24 protein-coding genes are annotated in these 26,333 nt (G+C 74.8%); 11 read left to right on the plus strand and 13 right to left on the minus strand.

Annotated features, from left to right (window positions below):
* Nucleotides 1-43: 43 nt before the first annotated feature.
* The 3 genes from ACFVGO_RS31210 to ACFVGO_RS31220 form a co-directional block, all read right to left on the minus strand.
* On the minus strand, nt 44-559 hold the full coding sequence (locus ACFVGO_RS31210; RefSeq protein WP_380353729.1) for a pyridoxamine 5'-phosphate oxidase family protein: 516 nt from the start codon (nt 557-559) through the stop codon (nt 44-46).
* A gap of 203 nt (nt 560-762) precedes the next feature.
* Nucleotides 763-1,425 carry a phosphatase PAP2 family protein gene (locus ACFVGO_RS31215; RefSeq protein ID WP_380635352.1) on the minus strand — a complete coding sequence of 221 codons (663 nt, stop codon included), beginning with the start codon at nt 1,423-1,425 and terminating at the stop codon, nt 763-765.
* Nucleotides 1,422-2,090 (minus strand): DedA family protein, encoded by a 669-nt coding sequence (locus ACFVGO_RS31220; protein WP_380635354.1) that lies wholly within the window; start codon nt 2,088-2,090, stop codon nt 1,422-1,424. The genes ACFVGO_RS31215 and ACFVGO_RS31220 overlap by 4 nt, the downstream gene beginning before the upstream one ends.
* A 115-nt stretch (nt 2,091-2,205) precedes the next feature.
* On the opposite strand from ACFVGO_RS31220, the gene ACFVGO_RS31225 reads away from it, so the two are divergent.
* From ACFVGO_RS31225 to ACFVGO_RS31235, 3 genes are all read left to right on the plus strand, one after another.
* Nucleotides 2,206-2,655, plus strand: coding sequence for a BlaI/MecI/CopY family transcriptional regulator (locus ACFVGO_RS31225; protein WP_359905392.1), 450 nt, complete (start codon nt 2,206-2,208; stop codon nt 2,653-2,655).
* On the plus strand, nt 2,652-3,914 hold the full coding sequence (locus ACFVGO_RS31230; protein WP_380635357.1) for a M56 family metallopeptidase: 1,263 nt from the start codon (nt 2,652-2,654) through the stop codon (nt 3,912-3,914). The genes ACFVGO_RS31225 and ACFVGO_RS31230 overlap by 4 nt, the downstream gene beginning before the upstream one ends.
* Nucleotides 3,915-4,108: 194 nt before the next feature.
* Nucleotides 4,109-5,545, plus strand: coding sequence for a GAF domain-containing protein (locus ACFVGO_RS31235; protein WP_380635359.1), 1,437 nt, complete (start codon nt 4,109-4,111; stop codon nt 5,543-5,545).
* 43 nt (nt 5,546-5,588) lie between these two features.
* On the opposite strand, the gene ACFVGO_RS31240 is transcribed toward ACFVGO_RS31235, so the two are convergent.
* Nucleotides 5,589-6,089 (minus strand): SsgA family sporulation/cell division regulator, encoded by a 501-nt coding sequence (locus tag ACFVGO_RS31240; RefSeq protein ID WP_359905384.1) that lies wholly within the window; start codon nt 6,087-6,089, stop codon nt 5,589-5,591.
* A gap of 329 nt (nt 6,090-6,418) precedes the next feature.
* On the opposite strand from ACFVGO_RS31240, the gene ACFVGO_RS31245 reads away from it, so the two are divergent.
* The 4 genes from ACFVGO_RS31245 to ACFVGO_RS31260 all read left to right on the plus strand — a co-directional run bounded on the left by ACFVGO_RS31245 (nt 6,419) and on the right by ACFVGO_RS31260 (nt 11,034).
* A complete protein-coding gene (locus tag ACFVGO_RS31245) occupies nt 6,419-7,783 on the plus strand; it encodes a hypothetical protein (RefSeq protein WP_380635361.1) in 1,365 nt (454 codons plus the stop codon).
* A 169-nt stretch (nt 7,784-7,952) separates the two neighbouring features.
* Nucleotides 7,953-9,305: a TerD family protein gene (locus ACFVGO_RS31250; protein ID WP_380635390.1), complete on the plus strand. Its 1,353-nt coding sequence runs from the start codon at nt 7,953-7,955 to the stop codon at nt 9,303-9,305.
* A gap of 174 nt (nt 9,306-9,479) precedes the next feature.
* Nucleotides 9,480-10,445 (plus strand): SGNH/GDSL hydrolase family protein, encoded by a 966-nt coding sequence (locus ACFVGO_RS31255; RefSeq protein WP_380635363.1) that lies wholly within the window; start codon nt 9,480-9,482, stop codon nt 10,443-10,445.
* 100 nt (nt 10,446-10,545) lie between these two features.
* Entirely contained in the window at nt 10,546-11,034 is a 489-nt protein-coding gene (locus tag ACFVGO_RS31260; RefSeq protein ID WP_380548329.1) for a GNAT family N-acetyltransferase, read from the plus strand.
* Between the two features lie 5 nt (nt 11,035-11,039).
* On the opposite strand, the gene ACFVGO_RS31265 is transcribed toward ACFVGO_RS31260, so the two are convergent.
* A complete protein-coding gene (locus ACFVGO_RS31265) occupies nt 11,040-11,732 on the minus strand; it encodes an RraA family protein (protein ID WP_359905375.1) in 693 nt (230 codons plus the stop codon).
* Between the two features lie 147 nt (nt 11,733-11,879).
* Between ACFVGO_RS31265 and ACFVGO_RS31270 the strand changes: the two genes are divergently transcribed.
* Nucleotides 11,880-12,473, plus strand: coding sequence for a Uma2 family endonuclease (locus ACFVGO_RS31270; RefSeq protein ID WP_380635366.1), 594 nt, complete (start codon nt 11,880-11,882; stop codon nt 12,471-12,473).
* 64 nt (nt 12,474-12,537) lie between these two features.
* Here ACFVGO_RS31270 and ACFVGO_RS31275 read toward each other — a convergent pair whose 3' ends face one another.
* Nucleotides 12,538-13,467: a proline dehydrogenase family protein gene (locus ACFVGO_RS31275; RefSeq protein WP_359905370.1), complete on the minus strand. Its 930-nt coding sequence runs from the start codon at nt 13,465-13,467 to the stop codon at nt 12,538-12,540.
* 214 nt (nt 13,468-13,681) lie between these two features.
* The gene (pruA, locus tag ACFVGO_RS31280) at nt 13,682-15,310 is read right to left on the minus strand and encodes an L-glutamate gamma-semialdehyde dehydrogenase (RefSeq protein WP_359905367.1); all 1,629 of its coding nucleotides are present in this window, start codon (nt 15,308-15,310) and stop codon (nt 13,682-13,684) included.
* A 419-nt stretch (nt 15,311-15,729) separates the two neighbouring features.
* Between pruA and ACFVGO_RS31285 the strand changes: the two genes are divergently transcribed.
* Nucleotides 15,730-17,373, plus strand: a complete 1,644-nt coding sequence (locus ACFVGO_RS31285) for a helix-turn-helix domain-containing protein (protein ID WP_359905364.1) — start codon at nt 15,730-15,732, stop codon at nt 17,371-17,373.
* On the opposite strand, the gene ACFVGO_RS31290 is transcribed toward ACFVGO_RS31285, so the two are convergent.
* Together ACFVGO_RS31290 and ACFVGO_RS31295 are read right to left on the minus strand one after the other, a co-directional pair.
* Nucleotides 17,361-18,851, minus strand: a complete 1,491-nt coding sequence (locus ACFVGO_RS31290; protein WP_359905361.1) for an alkaline phosphatase PhoX — start codon at nt 18,849-18,851, stop codon at nt 17,361-17,363. The genes ACFVGO_RS31285 and ACFVGO_RS31290 overlap by 13 nt on opposite strands.
* A gap of 203 nt (nt 18,852-19,054) precedes the next feature.
* Nucleotides 19,055-20,425 (minus strand): hypothetical protein, encoded by a 1,371-nt coding sequence (locus tag ACFVGO_RS31295; RefSeq protein WP_380635369.1) that lies wholly within the window; start codon nt 20,423-20,425, stop codon nt 19,055-19,057.
* 135 nt (nt 20,426-20,560) lie between these two features.
* Between ACFVGO_RS31295 and ACFVGO_RS31300 the strand changes: the two genes are divergently transcribed.
* Nucleotides 20,561-21,079: a VOC family protein gene (locus ACFVGO_RS31300; RefSeq protein ID WP_380635371.1), complete on the plus strand. Its 519-nt coding sequence runs from the start codon at nt 20,561-20,563 to the stop codon at nt 21,077-21,079.
* Nucleotides 21,080-21,119: 40 nt separating this feature from the next.
* On the opposite strand, the gene ACFVGO_RS31305 is transcribed toward ACFVGO_RS31300, so the two are convergent.
* Nucleotides 21,120-22,748 carry a hypothetical protein gene (locus ACFVGO_RS31305; protein ID WP_359905352.1) on the minus strand — a complete coding sequence of 543 codons (1,629 nt, stop codon included), beginning with the start codon at nt 22,746-22,748 and terminating at the stop codon, nt 21,120-21,122.
* A gap of 361 nt (nt 22,749-23,109) precedes the next feature.
* Between ACFVGO_RS31305 and ACFVGO_RS31310 the strand changes: the two genes are divergently transcribed.
* Complete coding sequence (locus ACFVGO_RS31310) at nt 23,110-24,444, plus strand: MFS transporter (RefSeq protein ID WP_359905349.1); 1,335 nt, start codon at nt 23,110-23,112, stop codon at nt 24,442-24,444.
* 64 nt (nt 24,445-24,508) lie between these two features.
* Here the strand turns inward: ACFVGO_RS31310 and ACFVGO_RS31315 are convergent, their stop codons facing one another.
* The 3 genes from ACFVGO_RS31315 to ACFVGO_RS31325 form a co-directional block, all read right to left on the minus strand.
* A complete protein-coding gene (locus ACFVGO_RS31315; RefSeq protein WP_380635374.1) occupies nt 24,509-25,165 on the minus strand; it encodes a Uma2 family endonuclease in 657 nt (218 codons plus the stop codon).
* Nucleotides 25,166-25,290: 125 nt separating this feature from the next.
* Nucleotides 25,291-25,587: a metal-sulfur cluster assembly factor gene (locus ACFVGO_RS31320; protein ID WP_380635376.1), complete on the minus strand. Its 297-nt coding sequence runs from the start codon at nt 25,585-25,587 to the stop codon at nt 25,291-25,293.
* A 179-nt stretch (nt 25,588-25,766) separates the two neighbouring features.
* A complete protein-coding gene (locus ACFVGO_RS31325; protein WP_359905342.1) occupies nt 25,767-26,240 on the minus strand; it encodes an NUDIX hydrolase in 474 nt (157 codons plus the stop codon).
* Nucleotides 26,241-26,333 lie beyond the last annotated feature (93 nt).

The following is a 26,333-nucleotide window of genomic DNA, read 5'->3' on the forward strand; positions in this document are numbered from 1 at the left end:
CCGGCGGTCGCAGCCGCCGGGCCCGTCGGGACGACCGGGGCGGCTACGACCGCACCACCCGCGCCCGCAGGTAGTTGCGCCGGCCGAAGTTCGGCTCGTCCACCGCCGTCAGCTCCTCCACCTGGAACCGGTACAGCGCAGCCGCCCCGCCGCCGGTCAGGAACTGCCGCCGGGCCTCCTCGTCCCGCGCGAAGGCCGGATAGCGCCCCTGGTAGGCGGCCAGCGCCGCCTCGGCCTGCCGCCCCCAGGCCTCGCCCGCGCTGCCGGTCAGCTGGAGGCCGCGCAGCTGCTCGCCGAAGACCGGCGGCGGCAGGAAGACGGTGGCGGCGGCCCGGGCCTCCTCGGCCAGGTGGTGGCTGTGCCGGGTGGAGCGCTCGCTGACGAAGTAGAGGACGAGGTCGTCGTCGTACGCGAAGAAGGCCAGGTTGGCGTGCGGGCCGTGCTCGTGCCCCGCGGTGGCGAGGGTGAGCACCATGGCCTCGGCCAGCAGCCCCTCGACGCCCTTGTGCAGCAGGTCCCCCGGCCAGTCCCCCTGCGTGATGTCGAGTCGGTACGGCATTCGGCACTCCCTCCGCTGGCACGCCCGGCGCCCGCGCGCCCGAGCACGACTGAGCCGGGCGGGCGCCCCCCCCCCGGAGGAGGCCCCACGCCCGGCTCACATGCTCCACCCGTCGTCCGAAACCGGACAAGGGGCGGGCGGCCCGGGAAACGGCGTCCGAGCGCGCAGCGGCGTCGGAGTGCCCGGCGGCGTCGGCGGCGGGGTCAGCGCCCCTGCGTCGCGTAGCCGCGGTCGACCGGGGGCAGCGCGCCCGGCCCGAGCAGCGGCCGCAGCGCACCCGCCCGCATCCGGTCCACCAGCGGTCCGCAGCGCCCGGCGAGCGGCGCCAGCACCACCGCGACCAGCAGCCCGACCAGCGCGCCCACCGCCACGTCGTGCGGGTAGTGCACGCCGACCCAGACCCGGGAGGCGGCCATCAGCACCGCGAACAGGCCGGCCACCCAGCCGAGCCGCCGGTCGGCGAACCAGAGCGCGGCCGCGGCGGCGAAGGCGATCACCGAGTGGTTGCTCGGGAAGGACCAGTCCCCGGTTCCCGGGCAGGTCTCCAGCGCGACGCTGCCGGGGATCTGGGCGCACGGCCGGAGTTCCTCGACCATGCCCTTGAACACCGAGTTGACGCCGTAGGCGACGACCACGATCACCGGCGAGGCGAGCACCCTGGCCATCACGGCCGAGTCCGCGCCGCGCGCCCGCCACCACGCGAGGAGCATGAAGACCGCGAACAGCCCGAGGCCGAGCGCCGACCAGACCTTGATCAGCTCGTCCAGCCAGTGCGGGGCCGACTGCGCCCAGCCGTTGACCCGGGTGTACAGGCCGCCGTCGATTCCGCTGCCGTCGTACACGGCGAGCGCCCGGGATGGCGTCACATGTCACCTCCGTGACGTCGCGCCTTACGGGCGCGGAACAGTTCGAGAACAATGGGGAGCACGGAGACAACTACTACCAGACCGATGATGGGCAGCAGGTACCGGTCGATACTGGGGACGGACGAGCCGAGCCCGTACCCGGCGAGCACCACGCCGACCGTCCAGACCACGCCGCCGAGCACCTGCCAGAGGGTGAACGAGCGGACCGGCACGTCGAGTACGCCGCAGAGCGGATTCAGCACCGTACGGACCACCGGGATGAACCGGGCGAGCACGATCGCCTTGCCGTGCCCGTACTTGGTCAACAGCTCCTCGGCCCGCGCCACGCCCTCCAGCAGGCTCTTGCTCCGGGTCCGGGCCAGCAGCGCCCGGCCGCCGCGGCGGCCGATCAGGTAGCCGACCTGGGCTCCGACGAGCGCGCCGACCAGGGCGGCGGGCAGCACCTGCCACAGGTGCAGCTGCGGGCCCTTGGTGGCGCCGGGGACGCAGAGCAGTCCGGCGGTGAACAGCAGCGAGTCACCGGGCAGGAAGAAGCCCACCAGCAGGCCGGTCTCGGCGAACAGCACCACGGCGATGCCGAGCGCGCCGAAGGCGGCGAGCAGTGAGGACGCGTCCAGCGGGTTCACCGCGAGGTGAACGGCCGGATCGGCGAGGAACTGGAGCAAGGCCGACGGACCTCCCGTACGTTGGGGGGCGGTTCGCATCGGAACCCGCCCAGACCGTCTACAGTTGCGTAGACGGTCTACATGACTGTAGACGAAACTTGGAGGAAGCGCCGCCATGCCCGACGTACCGTCCGCCCGCCGGCCCGCCGGGGAGCTGGAGGCCGAGGTGCTGGCCGCCCTCTGGTCCGCCCGGCAGCCGATGACGCCGCAGGACGTCCAGGCCGCGCTCGGCGGGGACCTCGCCCGCACCACCATCGCGACGATCCTCGGCCGGCTGTTCGACAAGGGCACGGTCGTGCGCACCCGGGCCGGCCGGGCCTACGCCTACACCCCGACCGTCCAGGACACCGCGGGGCTCGCCGCCCGCCGGATGCACACCGAACTCGGCCGCGAGTCCGACCGCTCCACCGTGCTGGCCCGCTTCGTCTCCGACCTCTCCGCCGAGGACGAGCAGCTGCTCCGCGAACTGCTCGGCGACGGCGCCCCGGGCGCGGAGGCGACCGGGGCCGGCGCCGCGGGCCCGGACACCGCGGGCCCGGGCACCCCGGGAGCGGCCGGCCGATGATGCTCGCCGTCTGGGTCCCGCTGCTGCTGCCCTTCCTGGCCGCCCCGCTGGCCCGCCGCCTCGCCGAGGCGCTGCCGCCGCGGGCCGCCGCCTGGATGCTGGCCGCGACCACCGCCGTGCTGGCCGGCGGCACGCTCTGCTCGCTCGGCCTGCTCGCCGCCGACGGGCTGCTCCAGCTCCCGCCCGTCGCCGCCCTCGGCCACCTCTCGCTGCCCTGGCTCACCGCCGCCTCGCCCGGCGCGCCGTTCGCGGCCGCGCTCGCCGCCCTGGCGCTCCTCGCACTCGGCGCACTGGCGGCGCGCACCGTCCACCGGCGGCAGCGGGAGCTGCGCACCGCCCGGGCCGCGCTCCCGGCCCACGACCACCCCGGCCGACCCACCGACGGCACCGGCGGCACCGAGCGCACCGACCGCACCGACCGCACCGACCGCACCGACCGCACCGACCGCACCGACCGCACCGACCGCCACCGTACGGACCGGACGGACCGGACGGGCGCCCACCGGCCGGGCCGCGCCCCCTCCTCTGCCCAGCATTCGGACATGCGCCCCCCGTGCGCCTCCGTGCGCCGGTCACGCCCCTCGGCGTCGCCGCCCGCGCTCACCCGGCTGCGGCCGGTCGCCCTCCTGCGGCCCGCCGCGCTGTTCCGGCCCGCCGACCACCCGCTCACCGTGCTGGACGACGACTGCGCCGACGCCTTCGCCCTGCCCGGCCGCCTTGGCCGCCCCGGCCGACCGGGCGAGCCCGGCCGGATCGTGGTCACCTCCGGCATGCTGCGCGCCCTCGACGGCCCCGAGCGCTCCGCCCTGCTCGCCCACGAACGGGCCCACCTGACCGCCCGCCACCACCTCTTCCTCGCCCTCGCCGAGCACGCCGCCGACGTCCATCCGGCGCTGCGCCCGCTGCGCGCACCCCTCGGGTACCACCTGGAGCGCTGGGCCGACGAGGTCGCGGCGGCCCGGGTCGGCGACCGCGCCGTGACCGCCCGCGCGGTCGGCCGGGCGGCCCTGGCCGCGAGCCGTTCCCCCTGGCCGGCCCGCCCCCGGACGGTCGCCACCGCCCACTCCGGCCCGGTCCCGCGCCGGGTCGCCGCACTGCTCCGGCCCCGCCCGGCCTCCGCCCCGGGCACCTGGCTGCGGGCCGCCGCCGTGGCCCTGGCCGCCTGCCTGGCGCTGAGCACCGGCGCCGCCCTGGAGGCCACCGCCGACCTGCACCACACCGTGGAGGCGGCCCAGCAGGGCTCCGGCGCCCAGCGCTGACCGCCGGCCGTGGCCGCCGGGGGTCGGGCCCCGCACCCCGGTGGGCACGGCCGGGCCCGGGGCCGGACCCGCGTTCCGTACCGCCCGGTATGCCGACTTGCCCGACCCCGTCCCCAGCGGCCCACCGCACCCGTACGCTTTCGTCAGCGCGTCGGCCCCGACGCGTCCTCGAACGGCGGCGAGGAGCGAAGCGAGTGCGGCAGACCGGACGGCAGTCCCGACGACCAGAGCGCCGCACCCCGCCGTCCGCGACGGAGCTGGCCAAGGTCCACGACCGCACCCTCGCCGACGCCGCCGCCCGGGAACTGTCCACCCCCGCCCGCACCGAGGAGACCGGCGGCCCCGGCCTGCTCGAACCCCGGCCCGAGATCGGCGACTCCTGGGCCCGGCTGCGCCGCCTCGGCCTCGACCCCGACACCGGCGCCGCCGCCGTCCTGCTGGGCCCCGGCGAAATCGAACAGCGACGCCGCACCAGCGGGCTCGACACCGTCCTGCCGGTGCTGCGCGAGACCCTGGTGGAGACGGGCGGCACGGCCCCGCTGCTGCTGGCCGTCGCCGACGCCGAGGGCCACGTGCTCTGGCAGGAGGGCGAACGCGGCCTGCGCCGCAGCGCCGACCGGATCGGCTTCATCACCGGCGCCCGCTGGATCGAGGAGAGCGTCGGCACCAACGGCATCGCGGTCGCGCTGCGCGCCCGGCGCCCGATGCACGTCCACTCCGCCGAGCACTACCTGCGCAGCCACCACTCCTGGACCTGCGTGGCCGCACCGGTGCGCGACCCCGGCACCGGGCAGCTGGTCGGCGCCATCAACCTGAGCGGCCCCGCGCACAGCATCCGCCCGTACCTGCTCCAGCTCACCGCGACCGCCGCCCGGCTGGCCGAGACCGAGCTGCGCGCCCACCGGCTGGAGGCGCTGCACCAGCTGCGCACCCTGGCCGCCCCGCTGCTCGCCCGGGTCGGCGGCCCGGCGCTGGTGGTGGACGCGGCCGGCTGGACCGCCGCCGCGGCCGGGCTGCCGCCGCCCAGCCGGCTGCGGGTGCCCAGCGAGGGCTGGACCCCGGCAGGCGTGCACTGGGTGCCGGGCCTCGGCGAGTGCGCGCTGGAGCCGCTCGCCGACGGCTGGCTGGTGCGCCCGGTCCGGCCGCCCGGGGAGAACGGCTCGGGCACGGTGACCGCCGAGCAGGCCGAGGGCGCCCACCTCCGGCTGGACCTGCGCCGCCCGGAGCGCCCCGGGCTGTCCGTCCGGGGCGCGGCCGACAGCTGGTCGCACCCGCTCAGCCCGCGCCACGCCGAACTGCTGCTCCTGCTCGCCACCGGACGCGAGGGCAGCACGGCCGCCCAGCTCGCCGACGCGCTGTTCGGCGACCCGGGCCGGACGGTGACGGTGCGCGCGGAGCTCTCCCGGCTGCGCCGCTACCTGGGCGGGCTGCTGGCCCACCGGCCGTACCGGATCGCCGAGTCGGTGCTGGTCACCGTGGACGGGCCGGACGACCCGTACGACCTGCTGCCCTCCTCCTCGGCCCCGGCCGTGCGGCGGCTGCGGGCCGCGCTGGCCGCGGGGACGGCCCGGCTGCCCGGTGCGCCGCCCCTGCCGCCGCCGCGCGTCGCCGCGCCGACGGAGCGCCGCTGACGCTCCGCCGCCGGCCGGGCGGAGCGGATCCGGCGCCCCGTCGTCAGCCGTTCGCGAGCAGCGCGGCCAGCTCGGCGTCGGTGGGACCGCAGCGGCGCTCCTGGTGCTCGGAGACCAGCGCGTAGGTGCGGTCCAGCCAGGCCTGCACCCGGGGCTTGGAGGCCTCCAGCAGGGCGCTGCCGTGCGGGGATTCGAGCGCCAGGTGCAGCGTCGCGCCGTGGCACGGGCAGTACGCCGGCCACAGTTTGACGTCGCCCTGGCCGCTCAGCGCGCGCAGCCCGTCGCGCAGCAGTTCGCGTGAGAACACCCAGTCGGCCTCGTCGGGCCGCCCCAGGTGGAAGGTCAGCAGGACCTCGTACGGGCGCGCGGCGACGAACCGGAACCGGGTGCGCACCTCGCCGACCACCTCCTCGCCCAGCGAGATCCGCAGGATCAGCACCTCCTCCACCGCCGCCGGAGCGGCGGTGGAGCCGTCCCCATCGCCGCCCGTGGGGGTGGCGGCGAGGGGTGCACTTGAGGCTGCGGACAGCGGGTCGGGCGGCATGACGGTCTCTCCGGGACGGCGTGGGATGACCTCAGCCTGCGTCACGCCCGGCGCACCGGGCAAGGGTTGCAAGGGGGTTGCAATAACCCCCGTCCGGGGCGGCCGCTCCTTACCAGCCCTTGTCAGACGGACCGTCAACTTCCGTGTGTCGAAAGGGCGTCCACGAAATGGACGGGGGCCGACCGGGAGGTGATCACCCACTGGTACGCTCTGCCCTCTCCCCGGGCGGGCCCGCGCGGAACCGGCCCGCGACGGCCGGAGCCGGACCCGGCGGCGACGCGTGGGAGAATACGGCGACGCGACGGCGGCTTCGGGGAGGGAGGGGTCCGGTGGCTGTGCGCGAGGACACCGCGCGGGACGTGCACCACGAGCCCGCACGGCAGGGTCGGCACGGGCGGCCGCGCCCGTTCGGCGGCCTGTTCCGGCTGCCCACCCTGCGCCTGTCCGGTGCCGCGATGGCGATGTCCACCGTGGTCGGCATCAGCATCGCCACCACCCTGCTGCTCAACGAACAGCAGGGGATCGGCCGCCGGGCCGGCGTCGCCCGGGTCGGCTCCACCCCGCCGCCCACGCCGGGCGCCACCGACCAGGCCGAGGCGGCCTCGGAGCAGACCCCGACCGACGGCCTGTCGTCCGCCCCCGCCGCCGGCCGCCCCGCCGCGGGCCACCCCTCGACGGCCCCCTCCTCGCACCTCTCGGCACGCCCGTCGGGAGCCGCGCCGGTCGCCGCCACCCCGCCCGCGTCCCGCACACCGGGCCCTGGCACGCCCCAGACCGGCGGCCAGGCCTCGGCCGGGCAGGACGCACCGGCCCACGGCACCCAGCTCACCGGCACCGGCGCCGACGCCCCGGCCGGCCCCTCGCCCTCCCCTTCCGTCCCGGCCCCGCCCTGGAACGCCCAGCAGCCCGGCTACGACCCCTCCGCCCCCGGCCAGGGACCGAACATCCCCGGGCTGCGACCGACCGTGCCCGGCCGCCCGGTGCCGCCGCCCGCCGCGTCCCTCCCGGACGTCGGCGCCGCGGGCGCCCCGGGGAAGGACGCGCCCACCGCGCCCACCGGGCCCACCGCCCCCGTCGACCCCGTCGAGGGCGCCGGCCCGGCCGACCCCGGGAGCGCCCCGGACACCGACCACGCGCTGTCCGGCGCCGCCCTGCTCTCCCCGCTCGGCCGGGACGGCCTGCGCCACCGGCTCACCCTCGCGGTGGCCGAGCCGGTCACCGCGTTCCAGGCCGAGTTCCGGCTCGCCCCGGGCGAGTCGGCACCCGGCGCCGGCGCCGCCTGGACCGACCTGCCGGGCGCCGTGGTCACCGCCCAGCAGGAGCGCGGCACCCTCGTCTACCGCTTCACCACCCCGCCCGGCACCGACGTCCGGCCCGGCCACTACACCTTCGGCGTCCGCGGCGCCCGTCCGGCCGCGGAGCCGTCCGCCGCGGCGCGCAAGGCGGCCCCGGCGGAGAGCTGGAGCGTCTCCGCCTTCGCCCTCGGCCACCCCCGCGCGGTCGCCGCGCTCGGGGGCTTCGGCCCGGCGCAGCCGCCGCCCGTCGAGCCGTGCGCGCCCCGCGCCCGGGCCGCCTCGCAGCTCCCCGAACCGGCCGACGGCCCGGCCCTTGCAACGGCCTCCGCAACGGCCCCCGCACCGGCCCCCTCCCCGGGCTCCGCACCGTCCACCGCCCCGGCCACCGCGGCGCGCTGACCTGCCGACGGCCGGGTGTAACGGTCGTTCGACGATCCGCGGTCGGCCGTTCCGGACGGGCACATCCCCGAACCTCGTTCGTTACTGTGGGCAGCACCCCGGCCCGGCGCCCCGACGGCCCCGGCCGGGCCGCCGTTCCGCACCCGAGGAGGAGTCCGTGTCCACCGTCCTGACCCAAGGCGGCAACGCACCGCTGACCGCCGCGCGAGTGAGCGTCGAGGTCACCGCGCCCAAGGCGCTGGACGTCTCCGGCCTGCTGCTGACCGATGCCGGAAAGGTCCGCTCGGACGACGACTTCGTCTTCTTCAACGCCCCGAACGGCCCCGGCGTCAGCCACCGCCCGGCCACCGCCGGCACCCCCGACGCGATCACCGTCGACACCCGGGCCGTCCCGGCCGGCATCACCAAGATCGTGGTCACCGCGAGCCCCGCCGACCAGGTCTCCACCTTCGCCGGGATGGAGCCCACCGCCACCGTCCGCGACGCCGACACCGGCGAGGTGCTGGTCACCTTCACCCCGCCCCGGCTGGGCCTGGAGACCGCGCTCATCGTGGTCGAGGTCTACCTGCGGGGCGGTGCCTGGAAGGTGCGCGCCGTCGGCCAGGGCTACGCCGACGGCCTCGCGGGCATCGCCACCGACTTCGGCGTCTCCGTCGAGGACTCCCCGGCCCCCGCCTCCTCGGCCCCGGCCCCGGCCGCCCAGGCCCCCGCCGCGCCGGTCGCGCCGGTCGCGCCGCCGGCCCCGGTGGACCGCACCGTCCAGCTCCCGGCTCCGCCGGCCGCCCCGCCCGCGCCGCCCGCACCGGCCGGGCACCCGACCGCCACCCCGGTCTCCGGTACCCCGGTCGACCCGCGGATCGCCCTCGCCACCGGCCAGACCGCCGTCCCGGCCCCGCCCGCGGCTCCCCCGGCCCCCGCCGCGCCCGCGGCCCCGGCCGCCCCCGCCAAGATCACCCTGGACAAGGGCCGGGTCAACCTGGTCAAGGGCAGCTCGGTCTCCCTGGTCAAGAACGGCCGCCCGTTCCTCTCCTCCGTCCGGATGGCTCTCGGCTGGAAGTCCGCGGGCCGCGGCCGTGACATCGACCTGGACGCCTCCTGCCTCGCCTTCGACGCCCGGCACAAGCGGCTGGAGACGGCCTGGTTCATGAAGCTGAGCATCTTCAACGGCGCGATCTCCCACTCCGGCGACAACCTGGTCGGCGGCGAGGGCGGCGACGACGAGGCGATCACCGTCCACCTGGAGGGCCTGCCGGCGGAGGTCCACGGGCTGGTCTTCGTCGTGAACTCCTTCTCCGGCCAGAAGTTCACCGACGTGCGCGACGCCTACTGCCGTCTGCTGGACGCCCGGACGGAGGAGGAGCTGGTCCGCTTCGACCTCACCAACTCCGAGCCCCACACCGGTGTGATGATGTGCAAGCTGGTCCGCCGTCCGGGCGGCGAGTGGGAGATGACGGCAATCGGCGAGTACGTCGACGGCAAGACCGCGCGGGCGATGATCGAGCCCGCCGCCGCGGCGCTGTAGCCCGCACACCGCCGCCGGTCCCGCGAGGCCGCGACGCCACGCGACGACCTCACGACGTCACATCCGCGCCCGTGAATTCACCCCCTTGAGGCATCAAGTCACCACCACGGCGACTCGATTGACTCTCAGGGGGGTGAATCCGCTCTCTCCCCCGCGCCCCCGAGGAGGAGAGCCGTGCCACACTTCCTGTCCCGCCTCGCCGTCGCCGGCACCGCCACCGTGCTCGCCGCCGGACTGATCACCCCGACCACCGCCCAGGCCGCCGCCCGGCCCGGCGACCGCGCCGCCGCACTGCGGTGGACAGCCCTCGGCGACTCCTACACCGCCGGGGTCGTCGTGGCCACCGGCGACGAGACCGAACCGCGCGACGGCTGCGCCCGCACCGTCGACTCCTATCCCGAGATCCTCCGCCGCGACCTCGGCTCCCTGGTCGCCCTGCGCAACGTCAGCTGCAGCGGCGCCACCACCGGCAGCGTCGACACCGGCGCGCAGTCCCCGCTCGGCCGGCCGCTCCCGCCGCTCGGCACCGACCCCAACGGCCCCTACCCGTCCGTCCCGCCGCAGATCGACGCCGTCGACCCGGCCACCGACCTGGTCACCGTCGGGATCGGCGGCAACGACCTCGGCTTCGCCGAGATCCTCAAGAGCTGCATCGAACTCGGCGCCGTCCAGCTCGGCCGGGGCACGCCCTGCAAGAACAAGTTCGACGCGAGCCTGCCCGACCGCCTGAACCGGCTGCGCGGCGACTACGCCCGGATGCTGACCGCGCTGCACGCCAAGGCCCCGTCCGCCAGGGTCCTCACCGTCGGCTACCCGCACCTCGTCCCCGAGGACGCCACCCTCTGCCAGTTCGGCAACCCCCTGCAGTTCGGCACCTTCACCACCGGCGACCTCGCCTGGGCCCGCACCGCGCTCCTGGAGCCGCTCAACGCGCTCATCGCCCAGGACACCGCCGCCCGCGGCGACACCTTCGTGAACCTCTACCCCGCCAGCGCCGGCCACAGCGTCTGCGACGCCGACCACTGGCTGGACGGCGTGCTGACCAGCGTCATCCCCCTCGAATACGCCGTGGTGCACCCCAACGCCCGCGGCCAGGCCCACACCGCCGCCCTGGTCGAGGACGCCCTCCTCGGCGGCTGACCCGCCCCGCGACGCGGCCCCCGACGACCGGCCCGACGGGCGGGACCACCGAAAACCGGTGGCCCGCCCGCCCGTCGGGGATCATCCTGGTCCGATGCCCATCGACATCCGCGAGGCCACCCCCGAGGACTGGCCCGCCATCTGGCCGTTCTTCCACGCCGTCGTCGCCGCCGGCGAGACCTTCCCCTACCCGCTGGACATGCCCTCCGAGCTGGGCCGCGAGTGGTGGATGCTCGCCGCCCCGAACCGCACGGTGGTCGCGGTGGACGAGGACGGACGGGTCCTCGGCACCGCCAACATGAACCGCAACCGCCCCGGCAACGGCTCGCACGTGGCCAGCGCCAGCTACATGGTCGACCCGGCCCACCACGGCGAGGGGATCGGGCGGGCCCTGGTCGAGTACACCCTCGACTGGGCCCGCCGGGCCGGCTTCCGCGCCATGCAGTACAACGCGGTGGTCGCCAGCAACCACCACGCCGTGAAGCTCTACCGATCGCTCGGCTTCGAGATCGTCGGCACCGTCCCCGAGGCCTTCCTCCACCCGGTGGACGGATACGTCGGCCTGCACGTCATGCACCGGCCGCTGTAACCGTCCTACTCCTCGATCGCCCCGCCGACCCGCCGCAGGTGCTGCCGGAAGCTGTACGCCGGGTCCGCGGCGCGGCGCCGCAGGTACTCGTCGAAGGCGGTCTGCCGCCGCAGCGTGTCCCCGGCCGCGATCCGCCCGGCCTGCGCGCGCTCGGTCCGGGCGATCGCGCCGGCCGTCTCCAGCACCTCGCCGACCCGGTCGGCGGGCACGAACAGCACCCCGTCCGCGTCGGCGAACACCACGTCCTCGGCGCTCACCGGGTGCGGGCCGAACTTCGCCGTCAGCAGCGCCTCCGGCTCCCTGCCGTCCAGCCGCACCGGGCCGAGCGGCAGCGCCCCGTAACTGAAGACCGGCAGCCCGATCTCCAGCAGCTCGGGCGTGTCCCGGTGCAGCCCCCACACCACGATCCCGGCCACCCCGGCGGCCCGCGCCTCCAGCACCGCGAGGTCCCCGATGCAGGCCTCGTCGGTCCGCCCGCCGTTGTCGACCACCAGCACGTCCCCGTCCCGGGCCGCGCCGTACGCCTCCAGGAACACGTCCACGCTCCCGTAGTGCCGCACCGGCAGCACCCGCCCCGCCACCCGGGCCCCGGCCACCACCGCCCCCACTCCCACCGGCGCCACCCGCGGCTCCACCCCGAGCCGCACACAGGCGTCCGCCACCAACGGCGTGGACAGCTCCGCGAAAGCCTTCAGCATCGCCAACTCCTCTCACCGACAGCCCAGTTCACCAGCCCGGATCCTATGCCAGGCTTCAAACTCACACCATCGAGTGAAACTCCGCCGTCTACGGCACAGCCCGGTCGAGCCGCCAATAGCGTGACCACCCTCTGAAGGAGGGGCATCATGAGTGCTGTGGCGCATGAGCAACCGATCACGGGCTCCCCGACGCAGGCCGACATCCTGCTGGAGAGCTTCCTGAGCCTGCACTCCCCCGAAGGCTTCCGAGCCGAGCTCATCGAGGGAGAGATCATCGTGGCACCACCGCCGGACGGCGATCACGAGGACCACATCAATCACCTGCTCAAGCAGGTGATCCGCCTCTCCAGGACCGACATGAGCGTTTCGGGCGGCAAGGGCCTGCGCCTTGTGAGCGGCGGGCTCTGCCCGAAGAACCACGTCATCCCCGACGCCACGTTCGCTCCCGAGGAGCTCCGCCTCTTCCGCGGCGCGCCGTCCTGGATGGAACCGGACGGTGTCGCCATGGTCGCGGAGGTGACGTCCGCCAAACCCGATCAGGACCGGATCACCAAGCGGCACTGCTACGCGCGGGCCGGCATCCCGCTCTACCTGCTGATCGACCGCGAGAAGTCCCAGGTCAGCCTCTTCGGCAAACCGCATCGCGAGGAGTACACCGAGGCCCACCTCGCCGCCTTCGGTGAACCGCTCGCCATCCCCGCGCCGTTCGCATTCGACCTCGACACCAAGCCCTTCCTCTGACGCCGGGAACGCGGACGGCCCGCACCCCCCGTCAGGGGTGCGGGCCGTGGCCTGGGGCGCCGGGTCAGCCGCGGGTGGCCATGGCGCGCAGGAAGAAGGTCAGGTTGGCCGGGCGCTCCGCGAGGCGGCGCATGAAGTAGCCGTACCACTCCTGGCCGTACGGGAGGTACACGCGCATCGTGTTGCCCTCGCCGGCGAGGCGCAGCTGCTCCTCGGGGCGGATGCCGAACAGCATCTGGTACTCGAAGGAGTCCCGCTTGCGGCCGTTCCACTGGGCCAGCTGGCCGGCGATCTTGATCATGTTGGGGTCGTGCGAGGCGATCATCGGGTAGCCCTCGCCCGCCATCAGGACCTTCAGGGCGCGGACGTACGCGAGGTCGACCTCGTGCTTGCCCTGGAAGGCGACCGACTCGGGCTCCTTGTAGGCGCCCTTGCACAGGCGCACGCGGGAGCCCTCGCCCGAGAAGTCGCGGCAGTCGGCCTCGGTACGGCGCAGGTAGGCCTGGAGCACGACGCCCAGCCAGGGGAAGTCCGCCCGCAGCTCGCGCGCGATGGCGAGGGTGGAGTCGGTGGTGGTGTGGTCCTCCATGTCGAGGGTCACCGTGGTGCCGGCGTCGGCGGCGGCCTCGCAGATGCGGCGGGCGTTCTCCAGCGCGATCTTCTCGCCGTCCACCGGGAGGAACTGGCCGACGGCCGACAGCTTGACCGACACCTCGGCGCCGGCCGCGAGGCCGGTGTCCTTGAGGGCCTTGAGCAGGTGCTCGTAGGCCTCGGCGGTGCCGGCGGCCTGGGCGGCGTCCTGGGTGTCCTCGCCGAGGTGGTCCAGGGTGACCTTGCGGCCGGTGGCGATCAGGTCGTCGGTGGCGGTGACGGCGTCGTCGAGGACGTCGCCGGCGACGAAGCGCTCGACTATCGCGTGGGTCGGCGGGAACTTCTCGACCACGGTGCGGACCTGCGGGGACCGGGAGGCCGCGAGAAGGGCGGAACGGAGCATCGTGACTCCTGGAGCTGGTGTTTCCAAGGGTGGCAGAAGGGCCGGGGCGGCGGGCATCCGGGGAGCCGCGCGCAGCGCGTCCCAAGAAGGGTGGCGGCGGGCGACGGGTGGGTGGGCCCCGCCGCCCCGGCGGGCGGCGCCCGGCTGCGGGACCGGGCGTCGCGGGTGACCGGTGGCTACTGGACGAGCCGTACGATCAGCGGCACGGGGCTGGTCAGCCCATGTGCGGGTAGCGGTAGTCCGTCGGCGGGACGAAGGTCTCCTTGACCGAGCGGGTGGAGGTCCAGCGCGCCAGGTTCTGCTTGGCGCCCGCCTTGTCGTTGGTGCCCGAGGCCCGGCCGCCGCCGAAGGGCTGCTGGCCGACGACGGCGCCGGTCGGCTTGTCGTTGATGTAGAAGTTGCCGGCCGCGAAGCGCAGCTTGTGCATCGCGTCCTGGGCCGCGGCGCGGTCCTGGGAGATGATCGAGCCGGTCAGGCCGTACGGGGACACCGACTCCATCTGGGCCAGCATCTCCTCGTACTTCTCGTCCTCGTAGACGTGCACGGCCAGGATCGGGCCGAAGTACTCGTCCTTGAAGTACTCGCTCGCCGGGTCCTGGCAGACCAGGACGGTCGGGCGCACGAAGTAGCCCACCGAGTCGTCGTAGCTGCCGCCGGCGAGGACCTCGACCTGCGGGTCGGCCTGGGCGCGGTCGATGGCCGCCTTGTTCTTGGCGAAGGAGCGGTCGTCGATGACGGCCGACATGAAGTTGCTCAGGTCGCTGACGTCGCCCATGGTGAGGCCCTCGACCTCGGCGGCGAACTCGTCCTTGAGGCCGGCCCAGATCGACGCCGGGACGTAGGCCCGCGACAGCGCCGAGCACTTCTGGCCCTGGAACTCGAAGGCGCCGCGGGTCATCGCGGTCTTCAGGACCTTCGGGTCGGCGGACGGGTGGGCGACCAGGAAGTCCTTGCCGCCGGTCTCGCCGACGATCCGCGGGTAGGTGCGGTAGCCGGCGATGTTGTTGCCGACCTCGCGCCACAGGTGCTGGAAGGTGGCGGTGGAGCCGGTGAAGTGGATGCCGGCCAGCGCCGGGTGCTTGAGCGCGACCTCGGAGACGGCCAGGCCGTCGCCGGTGACCATGTTGATGACGCCCTTGGGCAGGCCGGCCTCCTCCAGCAGCTGCATCAGCAGGTGCGCGGAGAACTGCTGGGTCGGGGAGGGCTTCCACAGCACCACGTTGCCCATCAGCGCGGGCGCGGTCGGCAGGTTGCCGGCGATCGCGGTGAAGTTGAACGGGGTGATCGCGTAGACGAAGCCCTCCAGCGGGCGGTGGTCGCTGCGGTTCCACACGCCGTCCGAGGAGATCGGCTGCTCGGCCAGGATCTGGCGGGCGAAGTGCACGTTGAAGCGCAGGAAGTCGACCAGCTCGCAGGGGGTGTCGATCTCGGCCTGCTGGGCGGTCTTGGACTGGCCGAGCATGGTGGCGGCGGCCAGGGTCTCGCGCCAGGGGCCGGCCAGCAGGTCGGCGGCCCTGAGGAAGATCGCGGCGCGCGAGTCGAAGGAGAGCGCCTGCCAGGCCGGGGCAGCGGCCAGGGCAGTGTCGATGGCGTCCTGCGCGTCGGCCTGGGTGGCGTTGCGCAGGGTGCCGAGCCGAGCCGCGTGGTTGTGCGGCTGGACGACGTGGATCTCGGTGCCGCCGCCCATCCGGCGCTCACCGTTGATCGTCATGGTCAGCTGGACCGGCTCCTGGCCGCCCAGCTCCTTCAGCTTGGCCTCCAGGCGAGCCCGTTCCGGGCTCCCGGGGGCGTAGCTGTGGACCGGCTCGTTCACCGGCGCGGGGACCTGGGTCACAGCGTCCATAGAGCGCACGCTCTCCTTCGTTCAGTGCGGGGGGACTGCCGGCGCGGGTTGCACGCCGACCACAGCACGAACGCTATTCCTGGCCACCGGGCCACTTGATTGGCCGCGCGGCTAAATTCCCCCGTACGGCGTTGTCCGGCCCGACGAACCTGGTCACGCCGCGGTCACGAATCGTCCCCTCCAACCCCATGGTTCACACCTCCGTGCACCACCGGCTCACACTCCTGGCCCCGGCCACCGGCTCGCGCTCCGGCGCTCGGACTCCGAACAGCGCTCGGCCTCCGAACGGTGCGCGGACGGCGCACGCGGTGCGCCGGCGGGGTCACGGACGGCCTTCCGCCCGACGACAGCCCCGAACTCTGTCCGCCCGGCTAAAATCGACCGCGAAACGTTGTCCGGGCGGATGAAGGAGGACCGGCGTGACCACCTCCGGCCTGCCGCTCCGTCAACTCCTGATGTCCCTCGGCGAACCGCTGGTCGAACTGCAGGCCGCCCCGCAGGGCCTGGACGTCGCGGTGCGCGACGTCGCCATCCTCGACCCGGAGGACCCGCCGACCGCCGCCCCCGGCGAGCTCGTCCTCGCGATCGGCGCCCGCGGCCGCGCCGCCCTGCCCGCCCTGCGCGCGGCCGGCCGGGCCGGGGCCGCCGCCGTCGCGGTCAAGCTGGACGGCCCCGGCCAGGCCGACGCGCTGCGCGAGGCCGCCACCGACGCGGGCGTCGCCCTGCTCTCGGTGCGCCGCGAGACCCGCTGGGAGCACCTCGACTCGCTCGCCCGGGCGATCATCGCCGGCCCGGACGCCCCGGACGCCCCCGGCTCCCCCGAACCCAACGCCGGCGACCTCTTCTCCCTCGCCCAGACCGTCGCCGTGCTCACCAACGGCATCGTCTCGATCGAGGACACCTCCAGCCGGGTGCTGGCCTACTCCCGCTCCTCCGACTCCGACGAGGTCGACGACCTGCGCCGGCTGTCCATCCTCGGCTGGCAGGGCCCGGAGCCGTACCTCTCCAAGCTCCGCGAGTGGGGCATCTTCCAGCACCTGCGCAGCTCGGACGCCCCGATCGCGGTCGAGCCGCACCCCGAGCTGGGCCTGCGCCGCCGCCTGGCGGTCGGCATCCGGGCCGGGGCGCAGCCGCTCGGCACCATCTGGGTGCAGGAGGGCGCCCAGCCGCTGGCCCCGCTGGCCGAGCAGTCCCTGGTCGGCGCCGCCCGGGTCGCGGCCGCCCAGCTGGTGCGCCGCCGCCGGGAGCTGTCCGCCGACGTCCGGCTCACCCAGACCCTGCTCACCGGCCTGCTGGAGGGCTCCACCGGCCCCCAGTCGCTCGCCACCCACCTCGGCCTGGACCTGCGCCGCCCGGCCACCGTGCTGGCGTACAGCGCGCGCACCACGGACGCGCTGCACCGCTCCGACGTCACCGGCCTGATCTCGGTGCACACCGCGGCCCGGCACCGCACCGCGCTGCTCGCCCCGATCGAGTCCCGGGTGTACGTGCTGCTGCCCGAGCTGCCGCCCGGCCTGCCGATGACCACCGTGCGCGACTGGGCCTCCGAGGTGGTGACGGCCGCCCGCGAGCACCTGGGCGTCCCGCTGCGCGCCGCGATCGGCTCGACCGTCGACGGCCTGGCCCAGGTGCCCGACTCCCGCGCGCAGGCGGACCGGATCCTGGACGCGATGGGCCGCGGCGGGGTGGACCTCGACGTCGCGGCGCTGATCGACGTCCAGGCGGAGGTGCTGGTCAGCGAGATGCTGGCGCTGCTCCAGGAACGCTCCGGCCTGCGCGACCCGCGGCTGACCGCACTCGCCGCGTACGACCGCCGGCACGGCACCCGGCTCGCCGAGTCGGTGCTGGCCTGGCTGGACGCGCTCGGCGAGGTCCGGGTGGCCGCGGACGCCCTGCACATCCACCCCAACACCCTGCGCTACCGGGTCCGCCGGGCCGAGCAGCTGACCGGCATCGACCTCGCCCAGCCGCAGCAGCGCCTGCTGGCCATGCTGCAACTGCGACTGCCCGCGGACGAGTGGTCCGCGGGCAGCCCTTCACGCTCGGAGGGTCACTCGCCGTAGCCCTGGCCGCGCTTGTGCTCGTTCAGCCGGCGCCACGGGCCGCTGATGGCCAGCTGGATGCCCGGGGTCTGGATGTTGGCGAAGAGGGTCTTGCCGTCGTCCGAGAAGGTCACCCCGGTGAACTCGCTGAACTCGGGCTTCTCGGCGGTGCCGATGTTCAGCTCGTTGCGGGCGATCGGGAAGACCAGGCCCTCCTCGGTGGCGCCGAACAGGTGCGAGACGCCCTCGCCGTCCTCGCAGATCACGATGCCGCCGTACGGCGAGACGGTGATGTTGTCCGGGCCGTCGAAGTTGTCGTGGTCGCCCCAGACGTCGGTGTTGACGCCCAGCAGGACCTTCAGGGTGATGGTGCGGCGGGCCGGGTTGTAGAACCAGACCTGGCCGTCGTGCTGGAGCGGGCTCTCCGAGCGGGCGAAGCTGGAGACGAAGTAGAAGCCGCCGTCACCCCACCACATGCCCTCCAGCTTCCGGGCGCGGGTGACCTCGCCGTCCTTGAACTGCTTGCGCACCGAGACGGTCTTGGCGTCGCGGTCCGCGACCTTGACCCAGTCCACGCCGTAGGTGGTGCCGACCGCGGTGGCGCGGGAGAGGTCGTCGATGAACTTGCCCTGCGCGTCGAAGACCTTGAAGGCCTCCAGCACGCCGGCGTCGGCGGCCAGCCGGCGCAGCTTGTAGCGGCCGTGCTTGAAGCCGGCCGGCGGGGTCCAGCGGAACAGCAGGCCGTTCGGGTTCGAGGCGTCCTCGGTCAGGTAGACCTGGCCGCGCTTGGGGTCCACCACGACGGCCTCGTGGGCGTAGCGGCCGAAGGCCTTGACCGGCTGCGGGTCGCGGTTGTAGTCGTCGTCGAACGGGTCGACCTCGAAGATGTAGCCGTGGTCCTTGGTGAAGCCGTTCTTGCCGGCCTTGTCCTCGGTCTCCTCGCCGGACAGCCAGGTGCCCCACGGGGTCACGCCGCCGGCGCAGTTGGTGGCGGTGCCCGCGATGCCGACCCACTGCTCGACCGAGCCGTCCCGCTTGGCGTGCACGATGGTGCAGCCGCCGGCCGCGCCCGGGTCGTAGACGTGGCCCTCGGTCAGCGGCACCGGGTGCGGCCAGTTGGCGCGGGCGCCGGCCAGCTCGTGGTTGACGACCATGTAGTTGCCGCCGCGCTCGTCCTCGAAGGCGGAGGTGCCGTCGTGGTTGCTCGGGGTGAACTCGCCGGTGCGCAGCTTGGTGACGCCGGCCCGGTTGAGGACCTTGTACGAGAAGCCCTTCGGCAGGGACAGCAGGCCGCCCGGGTCCTGGACCAGCGGGCCGTAGCCGACGGCGGTGCCGGCGGCCGAGTTGGTCCCGGCGGCCGCGGCGACCGGGGCCTCGCCGCCGACCGGGGCGGCGATCGCGCCCGGGGCGCTGGCCAGCGCCTCGGCGCTGCCGGCGATCAGCACGCCGGCCCCGACGAGGGTGGAACGGTTGACGAAGTCCCGGCGGGACAGCGACATGGCAGCAACTCCTGAGGATGAGCGGGGGCGTCGGTGCGGGATGCCGACGCCCAGCAGGCTCCGCCGGACGGGTGAACCCGGCATGACGTCCACCTCACGCCCAGGCGGCCATTTGCCGACCGATGACCTTCACATGACCTCGGCTTTACGCCGGCCCCCTCCGGAGGGGCGCTCCGTCGGACGCCGCGCGGGCCGACAGCCCGTCAGTGCCGCGCCGCCCGCCACTGCTCCCAGGCCGCCAGCCACAGCTGCTCGGACAGCCGCTGCTCCTCCCACACGCCCGCCCCGCCGCCGCCCGGCCGCTCCCGCCACAGCTGCGCCCAGGCCCGCTGCGCCGGCAGGCTCGCCACCTCGCTCGCGAACACCGTGTACCGGACCACCTCCTCGACGGCCGCCTCGCCCTCCGCCGTGCCGACCAGCCAGTGCGTCTGCTGGGACAGCCGGTTGAGGTGGTTCACCATCGAGGTCACCGCCGCCGCGGCCTCCTCCCGGGTCTCGGTGGCCAGCCGCATCTGCTGGCGCACCGCCGTCTCCCAGCGCACCGCGCCGACGTCCCCGCGCAGCCCGCGCGGCAGCCGCGGCGTGCGCCCGACCCGCACCTGCGCCTCGATCGCGGCGGACTCGGCGACGGTCTGCGCGATCAGCGCCCGGTGCGCCTCCATCCCGACGGCGGGCGGCAGTTCGCGCTCCTCGACCGGCACGTGGCGGGCCCGCCGGGCGGCCAGGTCGCGCAGCAGTCCGGTGCGTCCGCGCAGGCAGCGCTCGAAGTCGCCGATCGCGCCGAGCTCCACCGCGCCGGGGGCCACCCCGCGCCCGCAGACCGTCACGGTCAGCCCGCCGACCCGCAGTCGCCCGGCCCACACCGCCTCCGGCCCGGACGCCGCCGGGGCGCCGGGCTCCGGCACCGGCCGGTCCTCGTGCACCTCCACCGCGCAGGGCTCGCCGTCCACCGTGATCCAGGCGCGCAACGCCCGTACCCGGCCCGGCCCGTCGCCCTCGTCGATGCCCAACTGCTCGTAGACGCGGTCCCGTTCGTCCTCGACCAGGTCCTCCAGCTCGGGCAGCCGCTCGCCCCGGTCGGCGCCCGGCCGGTAGGTGCGCACGGTGACGTACGGGCCGGCCGCCGAGCGCCAGTCACCGCACTGGACCTCGACCCAGCGCAGCTCGCCGCCGGAGGTCTCGAAGGCGGCCAGCGCCTCACCGTCCAGCGCCTCACCGTCGGCCCCGTCACCGGCCGCCGCGTCACCGGTCCGCACGTCCCCGGCCACCGTTCGACCGGCGACCACGCCGTACACCGGGAAGTCGGCCGCCGCCAGGGTCCGGCGGGAGAACGCCTCCTGATCGGCGAACGGGTCGACGGGCCGGCCGGCGGTCCGGTCCACGGGCGGTTCGGCCGCCCGGCCCGACGGCCGGTCGGCGGGCTGCTCCGCGGTCCGGTCCGCGCCGCGCTCCGCGGGCCGACCGGCGAAACGGTCCTCCCGGACCGGCCGGTCCGGAGCCGGGACGGACTCCGAGGGCCCGGTGTTCCGCTTCTGGTGCCTGCCGCCGTTCTCCCGCATCATCCTGTGCCGCACCCCCGATTCCTCGCACCCGCACCGCTGACGCCACCTTACGTGCCCGCAGCTGCCGGGTCATCAGCTCCGCCTCCGGACGGGGGTGGTGGCCGTGTCAGGACGCCCGTTGTCAGCGGCCCTCCCTAACCTGGCGGCATGACAGCACAGAACGAGGCAGCACAGAACGAGGCAGCACAGAACGGGGCGGCGCACGACGGCGCCGCCCAGGACCGGACCCAGCAGGGCGTCTTCCCCGCCCGGATCAGCATCGTCACCCTCGGGGTGACCGACCTCGACCGCAGCGCCCGCTTCTACGAGGCGCTCGGCTGGAAGCGCTCCGCCGCCTCCAGCCCGGAGATCGTCTGGTTCCGCACCGCCGACTCGGCGCTCGGGCTCTTCCCCACCGAGGAGCTGGCCGCCGACGCGGGCCTGCCCCCCGCCGGCGAGCCCTCCTTCCGCGGCGTCACCCTCGCGGTGAACCTGGAGTCCCCCGCCCTGGTGGACGCCGCGCTGCGGACGGCGGTGGAGGCCGGCGCCGTGGTGGTCAAGCCGCCGGTCCCGACCGACTGGGGCGGCTACTCCGGCTACTTCGAGGACCCGGACGGCCACCTCTGGGAGCTGGCCCACAACCCGTTCTTCCCCTTCACCGAGGACGGCTCACTGGACCTTCCGTGACCCGGGCCCGGCTCGGCGCACTCCGTGAAGGGCGGGAGGATCAGCTCCTGGAGCGCGCCTTGAAGGCGGCCTTGCGCGCCTCCTTGGCCAGCGCCCGGTCCGGGTGCAGCTCCCCGATCGCCTCCAGGACGTCCGCCGTGTACGGGTGGTCGACCCGCCACAGCTCGCCGAACCACCCGGCCGGATCGCCGTTCACCGGCAGGTCGGTGATCAGTTCGCGGAGCAGCTCGGCGTCCCCGCCGTTGTCCAGCAGCTGGGCGGCGAAGGTGTCGACCACCGTCCACAGGGCCATCGCCCGGTCCGGCACCGGCACGTCCGTCGCGCCCTGCGCGGCCAGCCAGGCCCGCGCCGCGCCACCCAGCTCCGGGTCGTCCACGGCCTCCCGGACGGCCGGCTCCGCGTCCGGCCCGAGCAGGTTGAGCGCCGAGACGCAGAGCATCCGGCGCAGCGGGCCGTAGCCGTCGGTGCCGCGCGCCGCCGCGAGCAGCTCGCGCGCCGCCGCCACCGGCTCCCGGTCGGCGGTCCACACCCGCAGCTCCTCCTCCGGCAGCACGTTGGCGGACTCGCACACCCCGCGCAGCAGCTCGGCCGCGTTCCCCCGGGCCAGGTCGCCGACCAGCGGGGCGTCGTAGCCGTCCTCCAGCAGCCACTGGCGGATGCCGTACTGGCCGAGCGGGGTGAGCCGGACCAGCCCGAAGCGGGCCGACTCCTCCTCGTCCAGCGGCTCCTCGCCGACCACGGCGGACTCCTCGCCGTCCTCCTCGTCGAACAGCTCGGGGTCGATCGGGCGGTAGTCCAGCAGGCCGAGCTCGGCGAGGTCGCCCAGCATCGGGTCCAGCGCGACCATCACGTCCGTGATGTCGCCGAGCAGCTCCTCGCTGGGCTCCTCGCCCTCCGGGACGACCAGCAGCGCGGCCAGCACGCCCAGCGGCACGGTCTCGTTGCCCGGCTCGGCGAAGGCGGTGGTCTCGTAGAGCACCTGCAGGGCCTCGTCCAGCAGCTCGGCGGCCTCGTCGCGGGCCTCCTCGACCTCGGAGAGCCCGTCCTCGTCCTCCTCCTCGTCCGCGCCGTCCCCGGCCGGTTCCGCCGCGCCCTCGGCCCCCTCCGGGACGGAGTCCGCCTCGACGGCCAGCTCCCGGACGATCCCGGCGGCGGTCAGCCACAGCTCCAGGACGGTCTCCGGGTCGCCCTGCTCGGCGGGTTCCAGGTCCGGGCCCGGGACGGCGACGTGCTCGCCGTCCGCGGTCGTGCCGAGCTCCACCAGGTCCAGGTCGCAGGCCAGCGACCAGGCCCGCAGCGCCTCGACCTCGGCCTCCTCGGGCACCTCGCCCTCGGCCGGGGCCAGGCCCAGCAGCCGGGCCGCGGGTGCCCGGTCCGCCTCGACCAGGTCGCCGAACTCGTCCACTTCCCGGTGCGGGGCGGCCCAGCGGGCCAGCGCCAGCGCGTACCCGAACATCGGTACGGCCTTCGCCTGCTCGGCCAGCTCCCGCTCGGCGGGCAGCTTCACCGGCGGGACCAGGACGGCCGCGTCGTCCAGGTCCTCGTCGTCCAGCCCGTGCGCGGCGAACGCCCCGTAGAGGTCCTGGAGCTCCAGGTCCGCGGGCAGCACCGCCTCGGCCGCGCCCTCCCCCGCCGAAGCCCCGGTGTTCTTGCGACGTCGTCCGGCCATCGTTGTGCGCTCTCCCTCAGCCAGCGGTCAGCCCAACAGCGCCGCGTACCGATCCATCACCTCAGCGTATAGGCCGGGCACCCCCGATGCCCGGCCGTACGGGGCGCACCCAGGGGCGCGCGCCATGGACGTGCGCCCACCCCTTATCCTTCGGTCTGGTAGCGCGCACACCCCGCGCCTGCCACCGGGGCAACGAAGCCCAACCGCCCTCCGCCCGACCCCGGGCCGGAGGGGCCCTCTTCAGCTCACCTCGCCCCACCAGGGAGCCCGTACCCGCGGCCACCACCACAGCGCCTCCGGACGGGCGCGCCGGCACAACCCCGCCGACCCCGGTGGTGCCCGGCCACAGGAGACCCCTGCCATGGCGGACCTCTCCCCCGCCGGCTCCGGCCTGCGCACCGCGCAGCTCGACGGACGCCGACTGTCGGAGGCCCTGCTTCCCCTGGAGCTCGCGCCGCGCGCCCAGCTCCAGCTCGCCGCGATCAGCCGCTGGAACGCGCTGCGCGGCGTCCGCGTCGGCCTGGTGGCCGCCGCCCTGCTGCTGATGCTGATCGGCGCCAACCTCGCGACGCCGATCTACTCGCTCCTCCAGCAGCGGCTGCACCTCACCGCGCTCGACACCACCGTCCTGTTCGCGATCTACGTACTGGCGCTGGTCCCGGTGCTGGCCGTGGTCGGCCACTGGTCCGACCACCTCGGCCGACGCGCCCTGATCCTGCCCGCCGTCGCACTGGCCGCCGCCGGCGACGTCGTGTTCGCCACCTCCGGCAGCTTCTGGCAGCTCGCCGCCGGCCGAGCCGTCCAGGGCATCGCCGTCGGCCTGTCCACCGGAGCCGCCGGGGCCGCCCTCGGCGACCTGCTGCCCGACCGGCCGACCCAGGCCGCCAAGATCACCCTGGCCTGCTCGGCGGGCGGCGTCGCGCTCGGCCCGGTGGTCGGCGCCCTGCTGGCCGGCGGCTCCGACCCGCTGCTCACCCCGTTCCTGCTGCACGCCGTCGCCCTGCTGGCGCTCTGCGTGCCGCTGGCCCTCCTCCACCCCCGGATGCCCGGCCGCAGCCGCCCGCCGGCCTCCCCGCCCCGCATCACCACCCCGGCCCACCTGCGCCCGCAGCGCCTGCGGCTGCCGCGCACCGGGCGCCGCGAGTTCCTGCTCGCCGCCACCGCCGGCTTCATCTCCTACGCGGTGTTCGGCGTCTACCTCAGCCTGGCCCCGGCCTTCGCCGCCCAGCTGCTGCACACCGACTCCAAGCTGGTCGGCGCGATCGTGGCGGCCCTCCTGCTCGGCTCCTCGGCCGCCACCCAGCTGCTCGTCCCGCCGACCTCGGACCGCGTGGTGACCGCCCTCGGCATGGCCGGCCTGGCCGCCGGCCTCGGCCTGGTCGTCGCCGCCCAGTACACCGGCACCCCGGCGCTGCTCTTCATCGGCAGCGTCCTCGGCGGAATCTCCCAGGGCGTGGCCTTCCGCTCCCTGTTCACCGCCGCCGTCGGTGCGATGAACCCGGAACGCCGCGGCTCCGAGCTGAGCACCCTCTGGGTCATCGTCTACCTCGGCAGCTCCGCCCCCATCATCGCCCTCGGCGCCCTCGTCCAGACCTACGGCCTCCTCCCCTCCGTCAGCGGCTTCGCCGCCCTCGCCGCCCTCGCCTGCACCGGCCTGGCGATGGCCGTCGCCCGCAAGCCCAGGCCCACGGCCTGACCCCACGAGAAAAGCCGCTGCCCGGGACTTCCGAAGAAGTCCCGGGCAGCCGGCGTTTCGGTCCCTACTCCCAGGGCTTCCATTTGCCGGTGTCGATCTCGACGTCAAAGGGCTTCGGCAGCCGGACGGTCTCACCGAACTTCCACTCGCCCAGCACCTCGTACGTTCCCTCGCCCCGGTTCGGCTCCCCGAACAGGGTGACACCGGACTGCCGCGGGTCGCGGTCCACCAGCAGGTAGTAGGGCACTCCGCCCCGGGCGTACCCGTTCCACTTGGTGGACTTGATCTGCCGACCGAACATCGGGCGGCGGTCGTAGCGGGCATTGGACGGGGAGGTCACCTCGACCGCCATGCCGATGTCGTCCGGGTGGAGGCGGGAGACGTCTCCGTTCAGAGCCCGCTCCTCCACCTCGGTGCCCACGATGACGAGGTCCGGGATGTAGCCGTCACCGATCTCCACCAGGTCCAGATTGACCGTCTGCAGTGCCCTCCACGGGAAGGCCGGATCCGAACCCAGGGCCAGCGCGAACCGTCGCTCAATGTGCGAGAGGAACACCGCATGAGTAACTGCCGGCGCCGGTGACACGACGAACTCCCCTCCGATGACCTCGACCCGAGTGCCGTCGTCCGGAATCCGCAGATACCCCTGGAGCTCGCCCCGGACCCACATGGCGTACGGCGAGTCGGGCAACGTCCAGTGCCCGGTTGCTTCCACAGCCATTCGTCGCTCCCTCCACGGTCGCGGCTCCAGCCTGGCCGCCCGGTCGCAGATATACCACTGCCGCACAAACCTTTCCCTCGAAGGAGAGGTTTGCGCGGCAGCAGGTTGACGATCGGCGAACGTCCTCAGACGTTGAAGCCGAGGGCGCGGAGCTGGTCGCGGCCGTCGTCGGTGATCTTGTCCGGGCCCCACGGCGGCATCCAGACCCAGTTGATGCGCAGGTCCTGCACCAGGCCGTCGGTGGCGGTCTTGGCCTGGTCCTCGATGACGTCGGTCAGCGGGCAGGCCGCCGAGGTGAGCGTCATGTCGATGGTGGCCACGTCGGACTCGTCGATGTGGATGCCGTAGATCAGGCCCAGGTTGGGGTTCGCCCGCCGCCGGGTGGACACCCGCGCGCCATCTGCTTCGTTGAGCAGGTTCACCGCCGTTCCCCGCCATCCACCCCCACCCCCCGCCGCGCGTCGCACGGCCAGGGGGCGCATAAGCGATCTTTCGGACACGCTCGGGGCCGGCCCTCAGCCTTCGTCTTCGCTGAGACGAGGTAGTCACGTCCAGTCGCAGCCGAGGAAGAAGCGCCGTGCAACCACTGTGCGGCGTGGCCCTACGGGCGGGTCGCTCCGTGCTCCAGGTAGACGGTCTCGAACTGGGTCCTGGCCACGCGGGCGGCGCGGACGCGGCGGGCGAGGCGCGGGATGAGGAGGTCGTCGAGCTGGTCGGCGGCGTGGAAGGCGTACTCGCCGATCTCCACCCGGTCGACGGTGATGCTGTCGAGCTCGTCGGCGGGAAGGATGCCACCGTCGAAGACGAAGAGCAGCTTGTCGCCCTCGGTGGGGTGAGGTGCCCAGTCGGCGACGAGCAGGCGCCCGATCGGCGGGGTGATGCCGAGCTCCTCCTTGACCTCCCGGGCCGCGCCCTCGCTCGGGGTCTCGCCGGCGTGCAGGTAGCCGCCGGGGATCTCCCAGCCGGGCTTGTAGGTCGGCTGCACGAGGAGGACACGGTCGTCCTCGTCGAAGAAGAGCACGCCGGCGGCGGTGCGGGGCCGGGCCACGACCTCGTGAGGCTGGGAGTCGCTCATGGCGACGACTGTAGCCGCCCGACCCCGCCACGTGACGATCTTGAGCCGCTGTGCGACGCCCGCCGGCAAACAGCTGGGTTTGCCGCGCTGTTG

The organism is Kitasatospora sp. NPDC057738 (assembly GCF_042798815.1).
GTDB lineage: Bacteria > Actinomycetota > Actinomycetes > Streptomycetales > Streptomycetaceae > Kitasatospora > Kitasatospora lactacystinica.